We start from the raw sequence: 21638 nt of genomic DNA, 5'->3' as shown, positions 1-21638 counted from the left end.
CTTGGCGCTGCTGAGCCGGCAGGCTTTGGGTGCCATGAGGCGCTGTAGAATTCACCCGGTAATCGGTTGCGCGCGAATCGGCGAGTCTGGGCTGAGCCGTGTTGGCGCAGCCGACCGTGCTTGTGGTCAGCGCGGCGGCCATGAATAGGCCGAGCAGCTTTTTGCCGCTGGAGGCTGGAGGCTGGGGGTTGCTGTGCATGTCATCGCTCCTTCAAATTATTGTTATAGGTAAGTACGCTACAAAGGGTCGAAATGTTACGAAATGTCACGAAATGGTGATAAACCGTCTCTCGATGTAATCAGAAAGGTTCTATGATTCTATCGATTGCCAGCAACTCTCATTGCACAGCCCATATAATCCACTATATACTAGTAACGTATGACTTTGGGAACATATGTGCTTTTCGCTTGAAGGAGGAGCCAGGAATATGAAGGTTAATCGAAGGAAGTTCGGAAGGATGAGCTTGTCTCTAGGGCTAGTCGTATCCCTATTGTCAGGGATGACTGTCCATGGGGAAGCGGGTGCCCAAGCGGCCTTAAGCTCTGAAGAACGATACATACATAAGGATTGGAAGACAGGTGCGAATACGCAGGAGTCGGAGTCTGAGCCAGCTGCGGCGCAGAAGACAGAAGAAGGCAGCTATATGCCAGGCAAGGTGCTGGTGAAGTACAAGCAGAGAACGCATTCCAGCTACCGGACGTGGAGCTCCAGCGTCCAGCCATTCGTGGAGAAGAAGGTCGAGCCGGGTCAGAGCGTGGATGAGCTGCTGAATGAGCTGGAAGGCGATCAGACCGTCGAATATGCCGAGCCGGTGTACGTATTCCGCTTGTCCGAAGCTGCACCGACTTACATGGAGGCTGCGTCAGCCGAGGCTGGTCCGGGTGCTGCTCTTCAGCTGCAGGCTGCGCCCGCATCGAACGACCCGCTGCTGTCTGGTCAATGGGCGATGACGGTAACCGATGTGACCTATGGGTGGCAGCGTGTGCCGACGGTTAAGCGAGAGGCGGTAACCGTCGCTGTAATCGATACCGGTGTCGATGCATCGCACCCTGATCTAGCAGGTCGGGTGCTCGTTGAGAAGGGCTATGATGCTTACCAGCAGACGTCGCAATCTTCAGACGTCGATGGACATGGGACAGCGGTTGCAGGCGTCATTGCTGCAGCGGCTGACAACGGCATAGGTATCGCCGGTGCGGCCCCGGGCGTCCGTATCTTGCCGATTCGCGCAGGCTACATCAATTCGGCGAACGAGTTCATCATTCCGAGCGATGCGCTGGCCCGAGCCATACGATATGCGATAGGTAAGGCGGACATTATCAACCTGAGCTTAGGAATTGACAGCAGCGTAGCTGGAGAATCCAATATCAAGGTCGTTCGAGAAGCGATTGAGGAAGCGCAGCAGGCGGGTATCGTTGTCGTAGCGGCAGCTGGTAATGACAGCAACCATTGGCTGGCCAGTGAGAAGTACAATGAGACGCCGGGCGCTGCTCGTAAGGCGGTAGAGACGAATTTTCCAGCTAGTATGGCGGGGGTCGTGTCGGTTGGAGCGCTACAGCGGGATGCCCAGACCGGTCAGCTGGCTATATCGGACTACTCCAATATTGGAAGCATCGTGACGACTGCTCCCGGCAGTGGGATCTACACGACGAGCAAGGGCGGTACCTATAGCAAGAGCAGCGGTACCTCGTTCTCGGCACCGTTCGTCGCCGGAGTGGCGGCGATGGTGAAGGCGCAGCAGCCAGGGCTGAGCCCGGATGATGTGATGCGTATTATATACGACAGTAGCCTGCAGATGCCGATCGAGACTCCGGGGAACCAAGCAGGGACGTCCACAGAGGCATATCGCAGCTACTTTGGCGGCGGTCTTGTGAGCGCGAAGCAGGCGCTCGTGATGCCTAGGCTGACGCTGACAGCAAGCGAGCAGCTCGTAAGCGGCAGCGGGCGGCTGTACCAAGTATCTATCGCAGCGAAGGACGATACCGGGCAGGTCGTGCAAGTAAGCGGTCCGATTCGTCTATTGAAGGAGACGCCAGCGGGAACGACGCAGACCGTGACCGAGCTGACGTACGGGAAGGCAGAACTGCAGTTCTCGATGGAAAGCACGGATGCCTATTACTTAGGCTTATATGCAGATGACACGATCGATTCGGGGACGAACAGCTACGTGCTGTCCAATTCGGTTGAATTCGCTCAATACCCTGTCAAGCCGCAAGCTTCCCTCGCCTCGGGTACGTACATTGGGAACCAGACGCTCACACTGACGACGTCCACGCCGGATGCGAGCATCTACTACACGCAGGACGGATCGATGCCGACAGCGGACAATTCCAGCTTGTACACAGGTCCGATTACGATTAGCGCGAGCAGAACTATTACCGCAGTTGCAGTGAAGAATGGGGTTGCGAGCGAGTCTGTGCGGCTCACCTACACCATTACGGCTGCGGCTCCTCCGCCATTCTTCGGGGGAGGAGGCGGCTTCCTGCCGCCTGCTGACAAGGAAGTCAAGCTGGAGAACGGCCGGCTCATCGTGACGCCGAGCAAGCAGAAGCTGCTGGAGCAGCTTACCTCAGGGAAGGCCGAGCTGATCAACATTGAGGCGAAGAGTGAGGACAAAGTAGCTGAGGTGCAGGTGGAGCTACCGGCCGACGTATGGAAGAAGGCAGCGCAATCTGGTGCACAGTTCCGCATCGAAGCGGAGCAAGCCACTATCCGCTTGCCGGCGAAGGTGGTGGAATTGCCGACGAGCGCCGCCTCAGTCAAGCTAACAGTTCGCTCCACCGAGCAAGCGACCGGCAAGCCTGCATATGCGAAGCAGGCTGCGCCAGTGCTTGATCTGGGGCTGGAGGCCGGGGGCAGGCAGCTGCATCGCTTCGCGAGTCCGGTCACTGTCGAGCTGAAGTACGATCCGCTGAAGCTGACGTACCCGGATCGAGCAGCCGTCTTTTATTACAATGAAGACAAGGGCATCTGGGAATACGTAGGCGGAGAGCTGTCCAAAGGTATTGCCAAGGTGGAGCTCAGCCACTTCTCGCAGTACACCGTCATGGAATGGAATCGCACGTTCACCGACACGGCAGGACACTGGGCGCAGCAGGCGATCGAGCGGATGGCCGCCCGCCAAATCGCGGACGGCATCGGCGCGTATACTTTCGCTCCTGAGGGGACAGTGACGCGTGCACAGTTCACCACATTGCTGGCTAGGGCGCTGCGTCTTGAAGGACAGACCGGCGCAGCTCCGTTCCGCGACGTGCCTGACGGAGCCTGGTTCCATGAAGCGGTAGGAGCCGCTTATGAAGCGGGTATTGTCAGCGGTGTCAGCGACGGTCAGTTCGCACCCGATGCTCCGATTACGCGCGAGCAGATGGCGGTCATGCTGGTGAACGCAGTGAACAAGCTGGGCTTGAAGCTGGAGCGGCAGCAGAAGCCGGCTACAGCATTCGGGGATACGTCCACTATTAGTGAATGGGCCCGCGAAGCTGTCCTTGCCGCCTCGGCCGCCCTGCTGCTGGAAGGGCATCCGGACGGGAGCTTCGACCCGCAAGGCATCGCGACACGTGCGCAAGCTGTGACGGTGCTGAGTCGATTACCTGAAAGACGGTAATCCGAATTATGTACAGGCTAAGTATCATTTGATCGAACCATTCAATCGCTTCATACCATTATAGGTATGAAGCGATATTTTTTTGAAGGTGACATCAAGGGTAGGGTATAATAGGGAAGCAATCCTATATATTGAGAATAAGAAGGGATACCATCATCCCATGAATATCCGATCTACAGTTACATTACGACTTCTATGCCTCGTTCTTCTGGTGCTACTGGCATGGCCGGGCACTGCGGCTGCGAACGTAGGGGATCAGCGACATCTATTAGCTACTGGCGATCAGGTCGTAGCAGCAGGAGAGTCGATTATCGAGCTGCTCGGACCGTGGGAGCTGTATTGGGACCAGCTGCTGGAGCCGGGGCAATTCATAGACAACCAGGCTCAGGCGTCGAAGGTAATGCTGCCCCATGTGTGGGGGCTCGATGGCAGCGAGGCTACAGCGCCGGACAGACAGGGACATGCCACGTATCGCCTGCTCGTCCGCTTCGACGGGAGCGACTCTCTGGCGGTGAAGGCACTCTACATACCGGGAGCAGCAACAGCGTACAGGCTGTGGATTAACGGACGACTTGAGACGGAGAACGGCATCGTTGGTACGAGTCGGGAGGAGATGACTCCGCGCACTTATGCCAAGGTTGTCTACTTCGAGCCTGTCGAAGGGGATAACGAGCTTGTGCTCCAAGTATCCAATTATGTGCAGCGCAAGGGCGGGCTATGGAGCAAGCTGTACGTTGGAGGCTCAGAGGAAATCACGCATATGCGTGAGCGTCGCATGACTTCACAGCTGCTGATTGCCATCGTGCTGCTCACACTGGGGTTGTATCATCTTGCGCTGTTCGCTCTTCGCAAGCTTGATCGGCTGAGTCTATTGATTGGACTTGTTTCCACCTTGCTGGCGTTCCGCTCCTTGCTGCTTGGAGATACGCTGCTTGTCCGGTTTTTTCCCGAGCTTCCGTGGGAGCTCGCGGTTAAGGTGGAGTATATGGCCCCCTATGCAGGTATTCCGATCTTCCTGCTGTTCGTTCGCAGGCTGTACCCGCAGGAGGTTCATGCGGTGCTATTGCGTGTTATGCTGGTTATCGGAACGGCGTTCACCGCAATTGTATGGTCCGTACCAGCAATCTTATTTACATATACGATGCAGCCGTTTCAGGTGTACAGCATCGTCGTCTTCTTGTATATCATCTACGTGTTCGGTATGGCCGCATATCGTCGCAGGGATGGGGCGTTCCTGAATGGCATTGCGTCTCTAGTCATGTTTGCAGCTGTATTGAACGACATCTTATATTACAACTTATGGTTTGATTCAATCGACTTCGCTCCGTACGGCGTTATGTTTTTTATTTTCGTACAGACGCTGATCGTAGCGCTTAAATTCTCCAAGGCTTACTATAAGGTGGAGAGCTTGTCCGTCGAGCTACAGACATTGAATACGTCGCTGGAGGACCGCATCAAGGAGCGCACGCAGGAGCTGGAATGGAGCAACGATCGGCTGCTGGAGGCGAACGAGCAGCTGAAGCAGGCGGAGCTGTCGAGGCAGCGCCTACTCGCCAATATCTCACATGAGCTGGGGACGCCGATGACCTCGATCCAGGGGTACTTGAAGGCGATGCTTGACGGTGTGGTCCGATCGGATGACCGAAGCTGTCAGCAGCTACTCTACGATAAGTCCGTGCTTGTGAGTCGGCTCGTACAAGATTTGTTCGATCTGTCGAAGCTGGAGTCGGGTCAAGCCTCGTTCTATTATACGAGTGTGACAGTGTCAGACTTATTGGCGAAGCATATGGAGAAGTTCCGTCTGGAGGTAGAAGCGAAGCAGCTGAGCTACGTGCTGCAGCCCCCTGAAGCTAGAGAGCAGCCAGGTGTTCCGGTTGTTACGATTGATCCGTTCCGCTTCGAGCAGGTGATGGGCAATCTCATTCATAATGCGCTTAAGCATACTTTAGCTGGGGGAGCGATCACCATCAGTGCTCAATTCAGGACGAATGGGAATGACGCCGCCAGCTCCTTACTGGAAATCAGCATTGCCGACACCGGTACAGGCATCGATCCGTCGGTGCTCCCTTATGTGTTCGACCGATTCGTGAAGGGGTCGGTGAGAGCGATGGGCAAGCAGGACGGCTCCGGACTTGGTCTTGCAATCGTTAAGGAGATCGTCACGATCCATGGAGGTGCAATCGATGTGGCGAGCAAGCCGGGAGAAGGAGCGGTATTTACATTCACGCTGCCGGTAGAATGGACGGCGGAGAAGTAGTCTCGCCGTACTCGAAGCCGCCAAAGGCGGAGAGTGCGGCAGCATTCTCGCAGGCTGTAGAAATGACAGTGTGTATCAGCTTTTATACGAAGCTCTTATGAAAACGCTTAATATAAAGCGCTTTCTCGAGAAAATTAAAATAAAATTAAAATAATCTTCTTTTTTTCGCCGTATAAGCAGGAATTTCGCGATATTTGTCGTATTTTACTATAATGTGAAGTTGAGTGGTCATTAGAAGGCCCGGGTAGGGCTTATTGATTATGGAATTACTCTATAGAGCGGTAGGGAGAGTGCAGCATGCTTGTAACCTCGTATCAAGTGCGTTCTTTTCAATTGTCTGATTCGGTGGCCGTGACGAACCTGCTTCAAAATGTGTTGTGTGACGAGTGTTATACAGAAACGATGAAGGCCTTCGGCAGACAGCTGGCTTGGGATAGCGAGCTGATTCTCGTAGCTGAGGAGAATGAGGAGATCGTCGGCGTCGTCGTCGGTACGATCGATAAGGAGAAGGCGTATTTCTACCGGATCGCTGTCGGTCAGGATCACCAGCGCCGCGGTATTGGACAAGCGTTGATCGAAGCGCTGCGTCAGCGGTTTGTCGGTCGTAAGGTGCACAGGATCATGGTAACGGTCGATACGCATAACGAAGTGGTACTGCCTGTCTATGAGAAGGCTGGCTACCAGCCGGACGATTTCTCCCGAGCGGCTCACCGTCTGAGTATTGTCGCAGGCTAGCGGCATTCTCGCCTAACATCGCTTATATAAGCATAACCGGAGGCCCTGGCTTCACGGTTGTGCTTTTTTTGCGTGCAGCGTTGTGTTTCCCTTGAAAGCGGTCCCCCATACGTTTATGCTAGAGGGAAGAGCTGGCGCATGGGCTTAGGCTGACAGTCGAGCTTGTCCGATACCGAAGCAGAAGGGTCTGGTCCTCATGGAAGCTTTCACATCCTATATTATCAAAAGTTTTAAGCATGACGGGCATCTGCATCGGATGTGGCTGGAAAACTGGCGTGTGCCGGACCGTCTTCTCGATGCTTCGCATGCGGAGCAAGCGATGCTTGTATTCATTAATAGTCAGACGAAGATTGTGGAGGCCGACGGTAAGGAGTGGGTGAGCCGGGTTCCCGGCGTATCGTTCTTCATCCCCGGTGAATGGTTTAATATCGTCGCGCTCATGGAGGAGCAGGGAGTCCGCTACTATTGTAATATTGCTTCTCCCCCCTACGTGAACGGTCGCGTCATTACGTATATTGATTATGATCTGGACGTTATTCGAATGCCCGCTGGCGATATTCACGTCGTCGACCAGGAGGAGTACGAGAGACATAAGCTGTTGTACCATTACTCAGAGGTCGTCCATGTCAAGGTGAAGCAAGGCTTGTCGAAGCTGCTGCAGCGGGTACGAGAGGGGAAGCCTCCACTGCAGGATGATCTGGTGAAGCATTATTATCAGCTGTGGCTGGATTCGAGCGTTCAGACGGAGGGATCGGATGAGACTCTTTCCTGTAAAAAAGCCCAAGACCCCGATGACAACAGCAGCGACGGAGCATAATAAACACCATATATGGAACAGACGGCTTAGAGGAAGCTTCACACTGCTGCTCGTTTCATGCATCATCGCCGTACTCGTCTATCAGTACGGCTTTCAGTTATACGCGGTGAAGGGCATCTCGATGGAGCCGACGCTTAAGGACGGCCAATGGGTGCTCGTGAATAAGCTGGCGGCGCGATATGTCGGCAAGACGCAGCGGGGCGAGATCGTTGTCCTTCGCAAGCCGATAGGCGAAGACAGCGAGCTGTCGTTCCCATATATCGTCAAGCGGGTTGTCGCCGTTGCAGGTGATGAAGTGCATATACGTAAAGGCATACTTCTTATTAATGGAAAGCCGGCGGTCGAGCCGTATACGGATTCCCCTATATTGGAGGGGCGTATGGAGCCTCTGCTTGTTGCCCCTGAACATCTCTTCATTATGGGGGACAATCGCAAAGCCTACGCCAGCAAGGATAGCCGCAGCTTCGGCTCTATACCGGCTGATCTCGTTCAAGGCAGGGTGGAGTATATCGTGTGGCCGCCGAAGCATTGGAGGAGCTTATGAACAGCATGCTCGAGACGAGTGAGGCAGCCTGGCTGCTGCTGAAGGAGGAGCTGAGGGCACAGGCGTTCAGCCTTGGCGTCGATAAGCTCGGCTTCGCCAGTGCGGAGCCGTTCAGCCAGCTGAAGGATGTGCTCGTAAGGCACAGGCAGAAGGGTTACGAGTCCGGCTTCGAGGAGCCGGATCTGGATAAGCGTACAGACCCTTCACTGACGCTTGCTACAGCCCGCTCCATTATATCGATAGCGGTCGCCTATCCGTCGAAGCTGAAGTCGCCGCCACGGTCGGAGCCCGGTGCGTACAGGGGGATGCTATCCCGTTCGGCGTGGGGGCAAGATTATCATCATGTGCTGCGCGATCGATTGAAGCGGGTGGAGGACTGGCTCAAGACACGTGTGCCGGAGGCGCTCATCGTGAGTATGGTCGATACTGGCGTGCTGGTCGATCGGGCGGTTGCTGAGCGGGCGGGCATCGGATGGGTTGGCCGCAATTGCTCGGTTATTACCCCCGAGTGGGGCTCCTGGGTATACTTGGGCGAGCTGGTGACGAATATTCCGTTCTCACCGGATACGCCTGTCCTCGATAGCTGCGGAGATTGCACCATCTGCATCGATGCATGCCCGACGTCCGCCCTCGTCGGTCACGGACAGCTCAATGCGCAGCGGTGCATCTCGTATGTGACGCAGACGAAGGGAATGATCGAGGACGACGAGCTGAAGCGGAAGATTGGCAACCGACTGTACGGCTGCGATACGTGCCAGATCGTCTGTCCCAAGAATAAAGGAATTCATGCGGACCACCATCCCGAGCTGACGCCTGATCCGGAGCTGGTGAAGCCGCTGCTCAGACCGCTGCTTCAGATGACGAATCGCGAGTTCAAGGAGCGATTCGGCTCTAGCGCGGCCGCCTGGCGCGGGAAGAAGCCGATTCAGCGCAATGCGGTGCTGGCACTAGGCAATTTCCGCGATGTGGACAGCGTACCGGACCTCGTGCGGCTATTGAAGACGGACGAGCGCCCCGAGATTCGCGGCTCGGCCGCGTGGTCGCTCGGGCAGATCGGCGGGGACGCTGCCAAGGGGGCGCTGCGTGAGGCGTTGCGACGCGAGACGGATGAAGCGTTACGTCGAGAGCTGAAGAAGGCGCTTGTTCGTCTGGGTGAGATGGACGAGGCTGACAAGGACGGGAACGATAGGGGGAATACGGGTGGACATCATTCGGTATGAGGAGCTGTCGTCTCCGATCGGGACGCTGACGCTCGGCATAAGTCCGTCCGGGGCGCTGTGCCAGATCGACTTCGGGCCGTTCGAATCGAATCGGTTAACGCTCGAGGCTTGGTCGAAGCGCTGGTTCGGCACAAGCTGCTGGGAGCCTGACGCCGGAAGCGCGGGACAAGCACGGGAAGAGCTGGAGGCGTATTTTGCAGGACAGCTGGACCGGTTCACCACCCCGCTTGAGCTGAGGGGTACCTCCTTTCAACTGAGTGTATGGGACGCATTGCGGACGGTGCCGTTCGGTACTGTATGTGCGTACAAGGATATAGCCGAGCGACTTGGAGCGCCGAAGGCTGTACGTGCGGTAGGTGGAGCCAATAACCGCAATCCGGTACCGATCATAGTGCCATGTCACCGTGTAATCGGAGCTGGAGGCGGTATGGTCGGCTACGGCGGAGGTCTTGAGGTGAAGACCTTTTTGTTAAGGCTGGAAGGTCATGCTGCGGGAGGAGAAGCCTGATGAGGTATGTACATGTAGATAACGTGGAGCCGGGACAATATTTGGGTCGAACGATTTTCTCCGCAAATGGGCAGGTGCTGCTTGCAGAAGGCGTACAGCTCACCGTCTATATGATCAACACGATGAGGCGGATCGGCGTCACGATGATCTACATTCAGGACGAGCAGTTCGAGGATGTGGAAATTCCCGAGGTCATCTCGGAGGAGACGAAGCGCGCGGTTATGAAGCAGATGGGGGAGACGTTCAACTCGATCCGCTCAGGCAAAGAATTCAATACGAAGGTGCTGTACAAGGGTGTGGACGATCTGCTGAAGGAGATCATGTCCAACCAGGAAGTGCTGGTGCAGCTGACGGATATTCGTACGACGGATAACGCCAGCTACTTGCATGCGATTAACGTCTGCATGATGTCCGTGCTGATCGGCATTAACCTCGGGCTCTCCGAGCCGCAGCTGCGGGAGCTCGCCATCGGCGCGCTGCTGCACGATGTGGGGAAGCTGGAGCAGATTACAGACGATCAATGCGGGGACCCACGTCGTCATCATGCATGGCGTGGCTTCGAGGTGCTGAAGCATAAGCGCGAGATGAACCTGTTGATTGCGCATGTTGCGTTCCAGCATCATGAGACGATGGATGGCTTGGGACAGCCGCGTGGGTTGGGTGGAGATGAGATTCATCTCTATGCCAAAATTGTCGCAGTCGCAAACACCTACGATAACATGCTAAGCGACTTGTCGGGGGGACGGCGTCTGCTTCCGCATGAGGCATGCGAGAAGATGACGGCGCTCGCCGGCACGAAGCTCGACCATAACGCGGTCGTCCAATTTTTACGAACCGTATCCGTCTATCCGACTGGGGCTTCGGTCAGGCTGTCGTCGAAGGAGACAGGTGTTGTCGTTGGTCAGCATCGCGGCTTGCCTGGCAGGCCGATTGTCCGCATCGTCAAGAGTATCGACAATCAGCTCGAGGTGAAGGAGATTGATCTGGCGAAGCATAATACGCTGTTCATTGACAGTGTGCTTATGTAATCGTGCTGGAGAGTGTCGGCCAAGCGCAGCCTTCGCGTTAAGGGCGTCAAGTTGTGCGCAGATATCGGACATGGTATGATCAAGGAATGAACATATGATAACGGCTAAAGAGGTGTGAAGGCTCATGTGGTATGCGATTACGGCTATTGTTGCTTTAATTGCCGGCGGAGCTGCCGGATTTTTCATCGGAGTAGCGTATTTGCGCAAGCAGCTGGAGAAGATGCAGAGCGACCCGGCGATGCTGCAGCAGATGGCCAAGCAGATGGGGTACAACCTGGATAAGAAGCAGATGCAGAAGATGCAGCAGATGATGAAGAACCAGAAGTTTCGTCCATAGCTTGCAGGCTGCGGATGAGGGTGCTTGGCTCGTGAGTCGGCACGCAATTCTTCCTTGAGCCTTGCAGGTGCTGACAGCGAACGAGAAGGAGGAGCAGGGATGCCGGCTAAGGAGTACCGGAATAACCGGGTTATAGAGAATCGAGAGCAGATTGAGCATCATGTTCGGGAAATATTGCGTCTGATCGGTGAGGACGTCGACCGCGAGGGACTCGTCGATACGCCGGCGCGCGTCACTCGGATGTACGAGGAGATATTCGCAGGCTATGATGCCGATATGAACGAGATACTCGGCGTCGCCTTCGACGAGAAGCATGAGGAGCTTGTTATTGTCAAGGATATCGTCTATTACAGTCAGTGCGAGCATCATATGGCGCCATTCTTTGGCAAGGTGCATATTGGCTACATCCCGAGCGGCAAGATCGCTGGTCTGAGCAAATTCGCTCGTCTCGTAGAGGCGGTGACGAGAAGGCTGCAGGTGCAGGAGCGCATCACCTCGGAGATCGCCGACATTATGATGGAGGTGCTGCAGCCGCACGGCTGTATGGTCGTCGTCGACGGCGAGCATCTATGCATGTGCGCCCGCGGCGTGAAGAAGCCGGGCAGCAAGACGGTGAGCTCCGCGGTACGAGGTATATTCCGAACCGATGCGGCAGCAAGAGCAGAGTTCTTATCGCTCATTAAGGATTAGGCTTATATAGAATTACAGAACAGGGATGACGCCATGAAGGGCGGTCATCCCTGTTGCTTTTAACTAGTAAGGCAGCCACATCAGCTGCTGAGCCGCAGCGAACCGCTCGTTGACATGGTCCCAGTTGATCGTGTTCCACCATGCCTCGATATATTTCGCCCGCTGATTCTTGTATTTCAAGTAATAGCTATGCTCCCACACGTCGAGCACGAGCAGCGGGATGACGTCCCATTGCGATAAGTTCTGATGCTTCTCTGCCTGAAGAATCTCAAGACGATGGCTGCGCGGGCTCCAGACGAGTATCGCCCAGCCGCTGCCTTCTACCTTCTCGGCCGCCGCACTGAAGTGCTTCTGGAACGCCTCGAAGCTGCCGAACGACCTCTTGATCTCCGCTGCGATCGGTCCGGTTGCCTTGCCTCCGCCCCCCGGCTTCATCACATTCCAGAAAATCGTGTGCAAGTAATGCCCCGCACCATTGAAGGCGATCTCCCGCTCCCAATGCTTGATCAAGTCGTAGTCGCCGGTCTCACGTGTCTTCGCGAGCTGCTTCTCCGCTTGATTCAGCCCGTCAACATACGACTGATGGTGCTTGTCGTGATGCAGTCGCATCGTCTCAGCATCGATATGAGGCTCGAGTGCTTCGTAGCTGTAGGGCAATGGAGGAAGCTTATGCCCACCGATGGGCACTGGCTTGACAGGCGCCCCTGGACGTATGCTGCCTGACCAGGTTCCTTCGTTCGTCGCCGTATACGGCTCGACCGGTACAGTCTCCTCGCTGCGTTCAATATGATGGAGATAGGCTAGCTTGGCCTCAGGTCTTGTCTCGGGGGCGGCAGTCTGTAGGGACAAGGAAGTGTATGCAGCTATGGGATGAGGTGCGTGAGCAGGTGTGGTGGAAAGTGTGGAAGCATATGTAGGAGTAGGAGTAGATACAGATGCCGATGTGGAAGCTGCTGATGCAGGTGAATGCGGCTGTGGATACATCGGGTCGATCGCTCGCGGACCGCCGATCGCTGCCGCTCCTTGCACGGCTGACAGCACCCCGAGGAAATATTCGGACTCGCGGATGATGTGCAGCATCACGGCCCGGATAACAGGGCTAGCTTGGATCGGGGCGCTTTTGTCAAGCATGAGGAACAGCTGCTGAATGAATGACTGCGATTGCAAGGTGGAGTACTGCAGCAGCTCGTTCACTTTCGCCATTATGTGCGGGGTTACGGCTACACCTGAGCGAATGACCGCCTCGATCCAGCGTCCAGCGTCCGCCTCCGTCTTGGCGAAGACGCCCTCCCATTGCTCAAGCAGCTTCACATATTCCGGCTCGAGATTCGGCACGAGCTCGCGGATGACGACGGTGTGCTCTCTTTCTTGCATTTTCCAAAAACGAATTTCCTCCAATATACGCATAGGCATCATCGTTCCATATACAAATAGCATGCGGTCATTCCTCCCCGAATGGTGTCCAGCTATAGTCGGCTGATCGACCCTGATGCTCACAGCGTCATTGTATTCGGAGAGGCTTGGGTGATATGTGATAAAAAAGACTGAAGGACGTATGCTAGTGTGTGCTGGCTGTGGCAGTCTGAGCTGCAGACCCGCCAGTCAGTGTGCGGAGAAAGCCTGTCGTCATTTGCAAATACGTACGCTTATGCGCACGGTAGATGAGCTCATGACCGTCATCCTCGAGCAGCCACAGCCCCGAGCCGGAAGTTACCTTCTGCTCGGCGAATATGCCCTCGACCAGCTCATATGGCGCACGGGCGTCCTGCTTGCCGTGGATGAACAGAATCGGGATCGGGTAAGCGGTCGATTTCACCTTGCGATAAGGTATTTGATTAAGGCTGACGCCGTTCACGATTGGGAAGAACATGTGCACCAGCGGTTGGGAGAATCTGGGTAGATTGGCCGCCTGCTTCATGTTATGATAAAGCGTATCAGGCTCCAGCACGAACGTGCTGTCCAGAATCATCCCATCGATATCCTCCGTCTGCAGCGCCGCTTGCAGTGCTGTACCGGCTCCCATCGAGAAGCCCCATACATAGACTTGCTCCGCGCCGCGTTCCTTCGCATATTGCACCGCACCGAGTAGCTCCTGCGATTCGCGCACGCCGCCGGTTACGTTCCATTGCGGCTGTACGTAGCCGTAGTCGAACATGAGTACGTTGTAGCCCTCGCGATGGGCCGCTTGAGCCAGATCATAGATCGGCACCCATATTTCCTCGCGGTTGCCGCCATAGCCGTGGGAGAAGACGACGGTCTGACGGCTTGATATCGCGCCGGAAGAAGGATCGGCAGCTGGAATAGCTGGAATGTACCAGCCCGACAGTGCAGTATCTCCGTCCTGGCTCGGGAAGGTGACGTCTTCATAGAAGGCGCCGAATGCGGCAGTGGGATTCGATTGCAGTGGATCTATATGAGGACGGGCAAGTGTCCAAGCGACGTAGGCGTGGAATGACAGCGCGAGACTGAGCAGCAGTAGTCCGGCGGATAGCAGGGCGATGAGCCAGCCCTTGCGCCGACGTAAGCTCAAGGTTTGTTTGGAAGCGATTTCAATGCTTCCTGTATGAATAGGCGTAGTTGTTACAGAATCTGTTTTCAACGGTATCCCTCCTAAGCTAGAATGTCTGGGGGCTGCGAACGACAAGGGATCAATCTCACAAGTGATGCTTATATATTTATAGTAAGCCGCCGTTGAAGCGAGCGTCAACGAATCTCGACAAATGTAAACAAGATGTAATCTGTTTGTAACAGTTTGGGTCAAGTATCCAGCTTGTTATTTCATGATATGAAAGTAACTATGATTGGAGTATAATAGATTTCAACTGGTGAAACCTATTTTCGGAGAGTGGGAGTGGAGCGGCATGGAAGATGGCAAGCTGACGGTACGCGCGGTCGAACGCGCCTTAGATATATTGCTATGCTTCACACAATCGGAGCAGCTCAGCCTAACCGAGATCTCGGAGCGAGTCGCCCTCCATAAGAGCACGGTGCATCGGCTGCTCGCTTCGCTGGAGGCGAAGGGCTTCATCATTCGCGACCCGGCGTCGGAGCGGTACCGTCTCGGCTTCAGCATCTGGGAGCTGTCCGCGAATCTCACGCATAGCGATGACCCGGCCATTCTGCTGCTGCCGGAGATGGAGCGGCTTCGTGACCTGCTGGGCGAGACGGTCAGTCTGTACATACGCGACGGACTCGAGCGCGTCCGCGTGCAGGCGGTGCAGAGCAACCAGGCGATTCGCCGGGTTGCTCCTCTTGGCGCCAGGCTGCCGCTCTACGTCGGCGCCTCGAGCAAAATTCTGGTCGCCTTCGCTGACCCAGGCGACCGCGATGCGCTGCTGCGACATCCCGATTGGCCCGGCTTCGCGGCCAATGATGCGTACCTGCAGCAGCTCGAAGAGGTGCGGACGCTCGGCTATGCGACGAGCGTCGAGGAGCGCGAGCCCGGCGCGGCGGCTGTATCCGCGCCGATCTTCGACCGCAGGCAGCGGCTTGCTGCCGCGCTCGCTGTATCCGGACCGTCGAACCGATTGACGGTCGAGCTGATGAAGGAGCATGCGCCGAGCCTCATGGAGGCGGCGCGGCGCATGGGCAAGATGCTGAAGTAGCAGCTTGAGCACCGCCATAGCGCGTCCGAGGAGGGCGCAGCAGAACGGCCCGCACCTCTCATACGAGGTGCGGGCCGTTTTATATATACGTAAGCCTAGGTCATAAACTGTCGGAGTACCGTCTGCAGAATACCGCCGTTCCGATAATAGTCGACGTCGACGTAGCTGTCCAGCCGGACGGCTGTCTCGAAGCTGAACGTCGTTCCGTCCTCGCGTGTGACGTTGACGATCATATGCTCGCCGGGCTTGATGTCGTTCGAGAGGCCTGTCAGGTCGAATGTCTCGCGGCCGGTTATGCCGAGCGACTGCCAGCTCTGACCGTCCACGAACTGCAGCGGCAGCACGCCCATGCCGACGGCAGGCTGCAGTAGCGATACGTGTGGCTTGATGTCTGCAGCTCTCGATGGATCGAATATGGATCATGATTAAGCATCTCAGTTCCTCCTGAAGATGGAATTACGTTGTCACGATCACGGACTTGTACACAACATGTTTACAATTAGCCGTGCATACAATGAGAAATGACGTAGGGAAGGGGTATGGACCATGACCTGGAAAACGTTGTTAAGTGAATATGTGCATCAGCGCAATCAGATGGAGCTCAATTGCTCGGTCGAGCCGATTCAGCCGCTCGTTAGCGATACGTCGTTCTTGAACCGGCAAACGCTGCTGCTCGCCCGGCGGGCCGACACGCAACAAGAACGTGCGTTCTCTCCGCTGAAGTGTGAAACACGACTCATCCTTGACGTGATCTACGAGCATACCGATCGGGCTGTAGCTGATATTACATTAAAGCGTCACGCTTGCGGCCGTATTGGTTCGGCCGATGAGCTGGAGGAATACCGGATCGAGCGAGAACGCATTACGCTGCAGCAGGAGGACGGCGAGTGGACGATAGGCAAGATCGTTTCCCTTGATGCCGAGCATGCATTCCGTAGCGTTCCTGTCGTCAGCGGTATAGGCCAAGAGGTACTCACGGACATGCATGTTTCGGGAACAGTACGCTCGCATTCTATTCCTTTCCTGAATCGAAAACTGCTACGCGATCCCCAAGACGGAAGCTCTGCTCGAGTGCAGTATAACCGTACAGCTGCCGCAACGTATGCCGATTTGTGGTGGGACCGTGGCAATCCGGCTTACTTGAGCTTCGATGTCGATTGCACCAATTATGTGTCTCAGTGCCTCTTTGCAGGCGGTGCACCGATGAACTATACTGGTAAAAGAGATTCGGGCTGGTGGTATCAAGGCCGTACGGGCTCCCAGGAGCTATGGAGCTTCAGCTGGGCCGTCGCCCACAGCCTGCCGATGTATCTGCTTGGCAGCCGCAGCGGACTACGGGGTGAAGAGGTGGCAGAGCCCGGTCAGCTCGATATCGGTGATGTGATCAGCTATGACTGGGACGGGAGCGGCCGGTACCAGCACAGCACGATCGTGACAGCGAAGGATGCGAACGGCATGCCTCTTGTCAATGCACATACGGTAAGCAGCAAGCACCGGTATTGGAGCTATACCGACTCCCCGGCGTGGACCGATCGTACCCGCTATCGGTTCGTGCATATCGTGGATACCTTCTAAGCTGCAGCCCCGAGCATGCTCGTTATACATACAGTCTCGAACCAGCATGGCTGTTGCTTCATGAACTGACTTGTGTGACGATGTTAGGCTTCGCCTTTCATCGTTTCATCATGCGCTTGATCATTTGTTTTCTTTCATATGCTTGTTCCCCTGCTTCTCACTACATACTTAACAGATACGAACCGGAGGTTTCTATGAACGACATAATACGTGTAGGCTTAATTTACGGCGGAAAATCAGGGGAGCATGAGGTCTCCCTTCAGACGGCGCTTGCTGTCATTAAAGCGTTCGATCTATCTAAATATGAAGTAACGCCTATTTACATAACGAAGGAGGGCGAATGGCGCTCGGGTCCGGCCCTGTCTGCTCCGGTCGATTCGGTGCAGTCGCTCACCTTCGAGCAGAACGCAGCGCATAGCGGCACTGCTGTTCTGAAGCCGATCTTCAACGCCCTACAGTCCAGCACATCAGGGGGTGCAGCAGAAGCGTTAGCGACTGATACTGCATTTGACGTCGTGTTCCCACTCCTCCACGGTACGTACGGCGAGGATGGTACCATTCAGGGACTGCTGGAGATGGCGAATATCGCATATGTCGGAGCAGGTGTTCTTGCCTCGGCAGTCGGCATGGATAAAGTGATGATGAAGCGTGTATTTGCCCAGGAGGGCTTGCCGCAGTGCGTATTCCGTCACTTCACCAAAGCGCAATGGCAGAAGGATCATGCGTTCTTCCTGATGGAGATCGAGGTATCGATCGGGTATCCTTGCTTCGTGAAGCCGGCTAATCTCGGTTCGAGCGTCGGCATCAGCAAGGCGCGCAGTCGCGAGGAGCTGCTTGAGGCGATCAATCTTGCATTCCAGTATGACCGTAAAATCATTGTCGAGGAGAACATCAACGCTCGCGAGGTTGAGGTTGCTGTGCTCGGCAACGATGAGCCAGTAGCATCTGTAGTCGGCGAAATCGTATCGTCGAACGAATTTTACGATTACAAGGCGAAATATGTAGATGGCAAGTCAACGATGATTATTCCGGCCGACCTTCCGCAGGAGACGGCTGAGCTCATTCGTGATCTGGCGATTCGTGCTTACATGGCCGTAGACGGCTCTGGTCTGTCGCGTCTTGATTTCTTCCTGCGCAAGGAGGACGGTGCCGTATTCATCAACGAGATCAATACGATGCCCGGCTTTACGCCGTTCAGCATGTATCCGCTGCTCTGGAAGGAGAGCGGCAAGCCTTATGCCCAACTGCTCGATGAGCTGATCCAGCTCGCACTGGAACGTCATCAGGCGAAGCAGCAGCTGCAGTATTCATTTGACGCCTAGTGAGCGGACGAAGCTCGTGCTCCCGTCGGCCTCCAGCTTGCATTCAGCGGGAGCACTCCGTTATGCTTAAGTCGTGAATACAGGCCAAGGGAGCGAAGGCTATGGGATTTTCAACCGAGTTCAATTCAGTGTGCAAGTTTAAGTCGGAGCAGGAGCTGTATGAGCTGCTGGAGTACGGCCGTGGCAAAATGGTGAAGCAAGGCTTCCGTGTGTTCCCAACCGGACAGAAGGTCGTTGCGTACACGCCTGACAATCAGGCGATCGCCATTGTCAAGATCGTCGCCTCGATCGCTGAGATTAACTTTCAAGGCGAGGAAGTGACCCAGGTCGAGATGGAGCTCGTGCGCAAGCTCACCGACGAAGAAGCGCGTATACAGACAGCGCTGGCTCATGAGATGTTTTTCGGCGAAAGAGAGTAGCCGTAGCCAGGCCACATCCGCTGTACCGATCGAACGGACGAATGCGTCCCCTTGCCAAGCTTGCTTGGAGGAGGGGGCGTTTTTGTGTTTTCGCTTATTCGCTTGTTCGTAGCTTATCCTTACGTCCAAGGTTGGTTAAGCTAAGGGCAATCACTATATACCGGGAGTGTGAATGCTTATGCTCGTTCGTCTCGGATACGTCGCGATGTCCGTCGTCGTGAAGAATGCGTCCCCGTCCAAAACCATGACCTATGCCACCTTCTCCAAGCTGGGAGATCAAGAAGCGGCTCTTCGCAAGCTGGAGCGTATATCTGCTGAGAACATCGCCAACACGCTCAGGCTGCTGAAGCACAATCGTGCTCATGACATTGAGATGTATCGTTGCTCGTCCAAGCTGATCCCCCTGCTCGGTCACGACGGTCTCGGAGACTGGGACCCGATTGAGCGCCTGTCCGATGCTTTTGCGGAGCTGGGGCAGTATGCGAAGTCTCATCGGATGCGTATCAGCTTTCATCCGGATCATTTCACCGTTCTCAGTACGCCAAGGGAAGAAGTATTGAAGCATTCGCGCGCCGATCTCGAACGTCATGTTCGGATGCTGGAGGCCATGGGACTTGATAAGTCGGCCAAGTGCAACATACACGTCGGAGGCACGTACGGCAACAAGGAGACAGCTCGCGCCAGATTCATCCGCAACTTTCAGTCCCTGTCTGAGCGGATTCGCGAAAGAATTACGCTAGAGAACGACGACAAGACGTTCAATGCACTGGAGACGCTGGAGATTGCGGAGGAGGTCGGTGTACCTATGGTGCTCGACATTCATCATGATGCTGTCAATCCTAGTGCACAGTCAGCCGATGAGCTATGGCCGCGTATTCAGCGCACCTGGGAGGGCTGCTGTAGGCAGGCGGAGCAGGACAGTGGTTCAGAGCCAGCGGCGCTGCCGCCCAAGATTCATGTCTCGAGTCCGAAGAGTGAGAAGGATCCGCGCGGGCATGCCGATTATATCGAGCTTCCTCCGTTGATGGCCTTCCTCCGGGCTATTGCGCCATCGACGCCGCGACTGGACATTATGCTGGAGGCGAAGATGAAGGATGATGCACTGGTGAAGCTTATGGAGGCACTTCGGGGCGAGGAAGGCGTATCGATCCGTTCGCAAGCGTCCTTTGAGCTTTGATCATATTTGTTTGGCCGTGTGTGCTGCTACTGTTCGACAAAAAGCTCTCTTGAAATATGAACCAATTTGAAGTAAGTTGATAGGGATAAAGTGTCCGTGCTACATCGGGCAATGAGAGGGGAACGAAGAAGAATGAGCTTGGTTGCAGGTAAGAATATCGTCATCATGGGTGTAGCGAACGACCGAAGCATTGCATGGGCGATTGCTCAGTCGCTGGCGGCGCAAGGCGCGAACCTGGTGTTTACTTATGAGAATGAGCGTGTGGAAGAACGTGTGAAGAAGCTGGCCGATACGATTCCGAATGCCTCGGTGATGCCGTGCAACGTCACGGATGATGCCGATCTGGACAAGCTTGCCGAATCACTGCGTGAACGCTTTGGCGTCCTGCACGGACTCGTGCATAGCATCGCTTTTGCGAAGACGGAGGAGCTAGAGGGCTTGTTCGTCGATACGTCGCGCGAAGGCTTCGCATTGGCGCATGACATCAGCGCATACTCGCTGGTCGCTGTCGCTCAGAAGCTGTACCCGCTGATGACGGAAGGTGGCAGCATCATGACGATGACCTACCTCGGTGCCGAGCGTGCGATGAAAAATTATAACGTCATGGGTGTCGCCAAGGCTGCGCTTGAAGCGAGCGTCCGTTATTTGGCGAACGACCTCGGGCAATACAACATTCGCGTGAACGCGATCTCGGCTGGTCCAATTCGGACATTGGCTGCGAAAGGAATTAAGGACTTCAATTCCATCCTTCGCACGGTGGAGGAGAAGGCTCCTCTGCGTCGGACGACGGAGGCAGCTGAGGTTGGAGATACAGCTTTGTTCCTCATGAGCCCGCTCTCCCGCGGCATTACAGGGGAAGTGATTTACGTCGATAACGGCTATCACATCGTAGGGGTATAGCATGATATAGCAGGGATGTCGAACCACTTGCGCGATTTATGCGTGCGAGTGGTTTTTTCCTTTTGTCATGAGCGCCACACAAAATATATAACTTTAGACGAAACGACATAGCTATTGCTGCGTATATTTTCTATACTACTCATAGAGTCCTTATCATGAATGAGAAAATATATTATCCAAAAGGATGATGATACGATGTCCAATATAGATGCTACGTTCGCCGTTGGCAGCAAGAGCTTCACTGCCGTTGCCATCAACACAGCCTCCAAGACAGGAGAATGGATTCAGAGTAAGCTGGGAGATTACAGCACCTTACATACTAAATATTCGCAGCACGATCTTGTCACTGAAGTGGATAAAGGTGCCGAGATGATGATTCGCAAGCTCATTCATACGCACTTCCCTACCCATTCCATACTCGGAGAGGAAGGTGTAGAGCCAGGTCCGGAAGCGTCGAGAGCTGCGCTTGAAGAAATCAGCGACGCCGAATATGTGTGGATCGTCGATCCTCTGGATGGCACAACGAACTTTGTGCACGGCTTTCCTTTCTTCTCGGTTTCAATTGCCTTAGCACACCGTGGTGAGGTGATCGTGGGTATTGTCTATAATCCCGTCCATGACGAGATGTTTGTTGCCGAGAAGGGGAAGGGTGCTTACCTTAAGGGCAAGCCCATGCGTGTTTCGGGTGAGAAGCAGCTCAGCGAGGCGTTAATTGCAACCGGGTTTCCTGCAGATCGAGACCATGCCTTGGCTCACAATCTTAAGGGTATTCAAGCGCTTAGTCCGAAGGCTCGAAATATTCGCGCATCCGGTTCAGCGGCGCTTCATATGGCTTATGTAGCGGCCGGTCGATTGAGCGGCTTCTGGGAGATTGGTCTGAACGCATGGGATTTGGCTGCAGG

At 55.2% G+C, this 21638-nt stretch carries 19 protein-coding genes and 1 pseudogene (1 of these 20 only partly in view); 17 read left to right on the top strand and 3 right to left on the bottom strand.

Annotated features, from left to right (window positions below; genetic code table 11):
- Window positions 1–428 precede the first annotated feature (428 nt).
- From PAE68_RS20995 to folE, 10 genes are all read left to right on the top strand, one after another.
- Complete coding sequence (locus PAE68_RS20995; RefSeq protein WP_281890205.1) at window positions 429–3602, top strand: S8 family serine peptidase; 3174 nt, start codon at window positions 429–431, stop codon at window positions 3600–3602.
- A 160-nt stretch (window positions 3603–3762) separates the two neighbouring features.
- Entirely contained in the window at window positions 3763–5859 is a 2097-nt protein-coding gene (locus PAE68_RS20990; RefSeq protein ID WP_281890203.1) for a sensor histidine kinase, read from the top strand.
- A gap of 297 nt (window positions 5860–6156) precedes the next feature.
- Window positions 6157–6594 carry a GNAT family N-acetyltransferase gene (locus tag PAE68_RS20985; RefSeq protein ID WP_281890202.1) on the top strand — a complete coding sequence of 146 codons (438 nt, stop codon included), beginning with the start codon at window positions 6157–6159 and terminating at the stop codon, window positions 6592–6594.
- A 196-nt stretch (window positions 6595–6790) separates the two neighbouring features.
- Window positions 6791–7411, top strand: coding sequence for a DUF402 domain-containing protein (locus PAE68_RS20980; protein ID WP_281890200.1), 621 nt, complete (start codon window positions 6791–6793; stop codon window positions 7409–7411).
- Complete coding sequence (lepB, locus tag PAE68_RS20975) at window positions 7386–7955, top strand: signal peptidase I (RefSeq protein ID WP_281890198.1); 570 nt, start codon at window positions 7386–7388, stop codon at window positions 7953–7955. Before PAE68_RS20980 ends, lepB begins: the two co-directional genes overlap by 26 nt.
- Window positions 7952–9175 (top strand): tRNA epoxyqueuosine(34) reductase QueG, encoded by a 1224-nt coding sequence (gene queG / locus PAE68_RS20970; RefSeq protein ID WP_281890195.1) that lies wholly within the window; start codon window positions 7952–7954, stop codon window positions 9173–9175. The genes lepB and queG overlap by 4 nt, the downstream gene beginning before the upstream one ends.
- The gene (locus tag PAE68_RS20965; protein WP_281890193.1) at window positions 9156–9683 is read left to right on the top strand and encodes a methylated-DNA--[protein]-cysteine S-methyltransferase; all 528 of its coding nucleotides are present in this window, start codon (window positions 9156–9158) and stop codon (window positions 9681–9683) included. Before queG ends, PAE68_RS20965 begins: the two co-directional genes overlap by 20 nt.
- Complete coding sequence (locus tag PAE68_RS20960) at window positions 9683–10711, top strand: HD-GYP domain-containing protein (protein ID WP_281890191.1); 1029 nt, start codon at window positions 9683–9685, stop codon at window positions 10709–10711. The genes PAE68_RS20965 and PAE68_RS20960 overlap by 1 nt, the downstream gene beginning before the upstream one ends.
- A gap of 124 nt (window positions 10712–10835) precedes the next feature.
- Window positions 10836–11048 carry a YneF family protein gene (locus PAE68_RS20955; protein ID WP_281890190.1) on the top strand — a complete coding sequence of 71 codons (213 nt, stop codon included), beginning with the start codon at window positions 10836–10838 and terminating at the stop codon, window positions 11046–11048.
- A gap of 99 nt (window positions 11049–11147) precedes the next feature.
- Window positions 11148–11738, top strand: a complete 591-nt coding sequence (gene folE, locus PAE68_RS20950; RefSeq protein ID WP_281890188.1) for a GTP cyclohydrolase I FolE — start codon at window positions 11148–11150, stop codon at window positions 11736–11738.
- 63 nt (window positions 11739–11801) lie between these two features.
- Here the strand turns inward: folE and PAE68_RS20945 are convergent, their stop codons facing one another.
- Together PAE68_RS20945 and PAE68_RS20940 are read right to left on the bottom strand one after the other, a co-directional pair.
- A complete protein-coding gene (locus PAE68_RS20945; protein ID WP_281890186.1) occupies window positions 11802–13175 on the bottom strand; it encodes a Fe-Mn family superoxide dismutase in 1374 nt (457 codons plus the stop codon).
- Window positions 13176–13296: 121 nt separating this feature from the next.
- Entirely contained in the window at window positions 13297–14337 is a 1041-nt protein-coding gene (locus tag PAE68_RS20940) for an alpha/beta hydrolase (protein WP_281890184.1), read from the bottom strand.
- Window positions 14338–14599: 262 nt separating this feature from the next.
- On the opposite strand from PAE68_RS20940, the gene PAE68_RS20935 reads away from it, so the two are divergent.
- Window positions 14600–15343 (top strand): IclR family transcriptional regulator, encoded by a 744-nt coding sequence (locus PAE68_RS20935; RefSeq protein ID WP_281890182.1) that lies wholly within the window; start codon window positions 14600–14602, stop codon window positions 15341–15343.
- A gap of 95 nt (window positions 15344–15438) precedes the next feature.
- On the opposite strand, the pseudogene PAE68_RS20930 reads toward PAE68_RS20935, so the two are convergent.
- Window positions 15439–15699 (bottom strand): annotated as a pseudogene (locus PAE68_RS20930) (hypothetical protein); the annotation flags it as partial.
- A gap of 190 nt (window positions 15700–15889) precedes the next feature.
- On the opposite strand from PAE68_RS20930, the gene PAE68_RS20925 reads away from it, so the two are divergent.
- The 6 genes from PAE68_RS20925 to PAE68_RS20900 all read left to right on the top strand — a co-directional run.
- A complete protein-coding gene (locus tag PAE68_RS20925; RefSeq protein ID WP_281890180.1) occupies window positions 15890–16918 on the top strand; it encodes an amidase domain-containing protein in 1029 nt (342 codons plus the stop codon).
- Window positions 16919–17112: 194 nt separating this feature from the next.
- Window positions 17113–18240 carry a D-alanine--D-alanine ligase gene (locus PAE68_RS20920; RefSeq protein ID WP_281890178.1) on the top strand — a complete coding sequence of 376 codons (1128 nt, stop codon included), beginning with the start codon at window positions 17113–17115 and terminating at the stop codon, window positions 18238–18240.
- A gap of 101 nt (window positions 18241–18341) precedes the next feature.
- Entirely contained in the window at window positions 18342–18659 is a 318-nt protein-coding gene (locus PAE68_RS20915) for a hypothetical protein (RefSeq protein WP_281890176.1), read from the top strand.
- Between the two features lie 178 nt (window positions 18660–18837).
- The gene (uvsE, locus tag PAE68_RS20910) at window positions 18838–19836 is read left to right on the top strand and encodes a UV DNA damage repair endonuclease UvsE (RefSeq protein ID WP_281890174.1); all 999 of its coding nucleotides are present in this window, start codon (window positions 18838–18840) and stop codon (window positions 19834–19836) included.
- Window positions 19837–19968: 132 nt separating this feature from the next.
- Entirely contained in the window at window positions 19969–20736 is a 768-nt protein-coding gene (gene fabI, locus PAE68_RS20905) for an enoyl-ACP reductase FabI (protein ID WP_281890172.1), read from the top strand.
- 195 nt (window positions 20737–20931) lie between these two features.
- On the top strand, window positions 20932–21638 hold the 5' portion of the coding sequence (locus PAE68_RS20900; RefSeq protein WP_281890170.1) for an inositol monophosphatase family protein. Its footprint extends 151 nt past the window's final position; only the first 707 of its 858 coding nucleotides appear in the window; the start codon lies at window positions 20932–20934; the stop codon falls past the right edge of the window.

The organism is Paenibacillus sp. YYML68, from assembly GCF_027923405.1.
Taxonomy (GTDB): Bacteria; Bacillota; Bacilli; order Paenibacillales; family NBRC-103111; genus Paenibacillus_G.
This window is presented reverse-complemented; position numbering and strand designations above follow the sequence as displayed.

Coding starts and splice junctions, on each gene's coding strand:
- PAE68_RS20995 (WP_281890205.1), top strand. CDS start 429: ATGAAGGTTAATCGAAGGAAGTTCGGAAGGATGAGCTTGTCTCTAGGG.
- PAE68_RS20990 (WP_281890203.1), top strand. CDS start 3,763: ATGAATATCCGATCTACAGTTACATTACGACTTCTATGCCTCGTTCTT.
- PAE68_RS20985 (WP_281890202.1), top strand. CDS start 6,157: ATGCTTGTAACCTCGTATCAAGTGCGTTCTTTTCAATTGTCTGATTCG.
- PAE68_RS20980 (WP_281890200.1), top strand. CDS start 6,791: ATGGAAGCTTTCACATCCTATATTATCAAAAGTTTTAAGCATGACGGG.
- lepB (WP_281890198.1), top strand. CDS start 7,386: ATGACAACAGCAGCGACGGAGCATAATAAACACCATATATGGAACAGA.
- queG (WP_281890195.1), top strand. CDS start 7,952: ATGAACAGCATGCTCGAGACGAGTGAGGCAGCCTGGCTGCTGCTGAAG.
- PAE68_RS20960 (WP_281890191.1), top strand. CDS start 9,683: ATGAGGTATGTACATGTAGATAACGTGGAGCCGGGACAATATTTGGGT.
- PAE68_RS20955 (WP_281890190.1), top strand. CDS start 10,836: ATGTGGTATGCGATTACGGCTATTGTTGCTTTAATTGCCGGCGGAGCT.
- folE (WP_281890188.1), top strand. CDS start 11,148: ATGCCGGCTAAGGAGTACCGGAATAACCGGGTTATAGAGAATCGAGAG.
- PAE68_RS20945 (WP_281890186.1), bottom strand. CDS start 13,175: ATGCTATTTGTATATGGAACGATGATGCCTATGCGTATATTGGAGGAA.
- PAE68_RS20935 (WP_281890182.1), top strand. CDS start 14,600: ATGGAAGATGGCAAGCTGACGGTACGCGCGGTCGAACGCGCCTTAGAT.
- PAE68_RS20925 (WP_281890180.1), top strand. CDS start 15,890: ATGACCTGGAAAACGTTGTTAAGTGAATATGTGCATCAGCGCAATCAG.
- PAE68_RS20920 (WP_281890178.1), top strand. CDS start 17,113: ATGAACGACATAATACGTGTAGGCTTAATTTACGGCGGAAAATCAGGG.
- PAE68_RS20915 (WP_281890176.1), top strand. CDS start 18,342: ATGGGATTTTCAACCGAGTTCAATTCAGTGTGCAAGTTTAAGTCGGAG.
- uvsE (WP_281890174.1), top strand. CDS start 18,838: ATGCTCGTTCGTCTCGGATACGTCGCGATGTCCGTCGTCGTGAAGAAT.
- fabI (WP_281890172.1), top strand. CDS start 19,969: ATGAGCTTGGTTGCAGGTAAGAATATCGTCATCATGGGTGTAGCGAAC.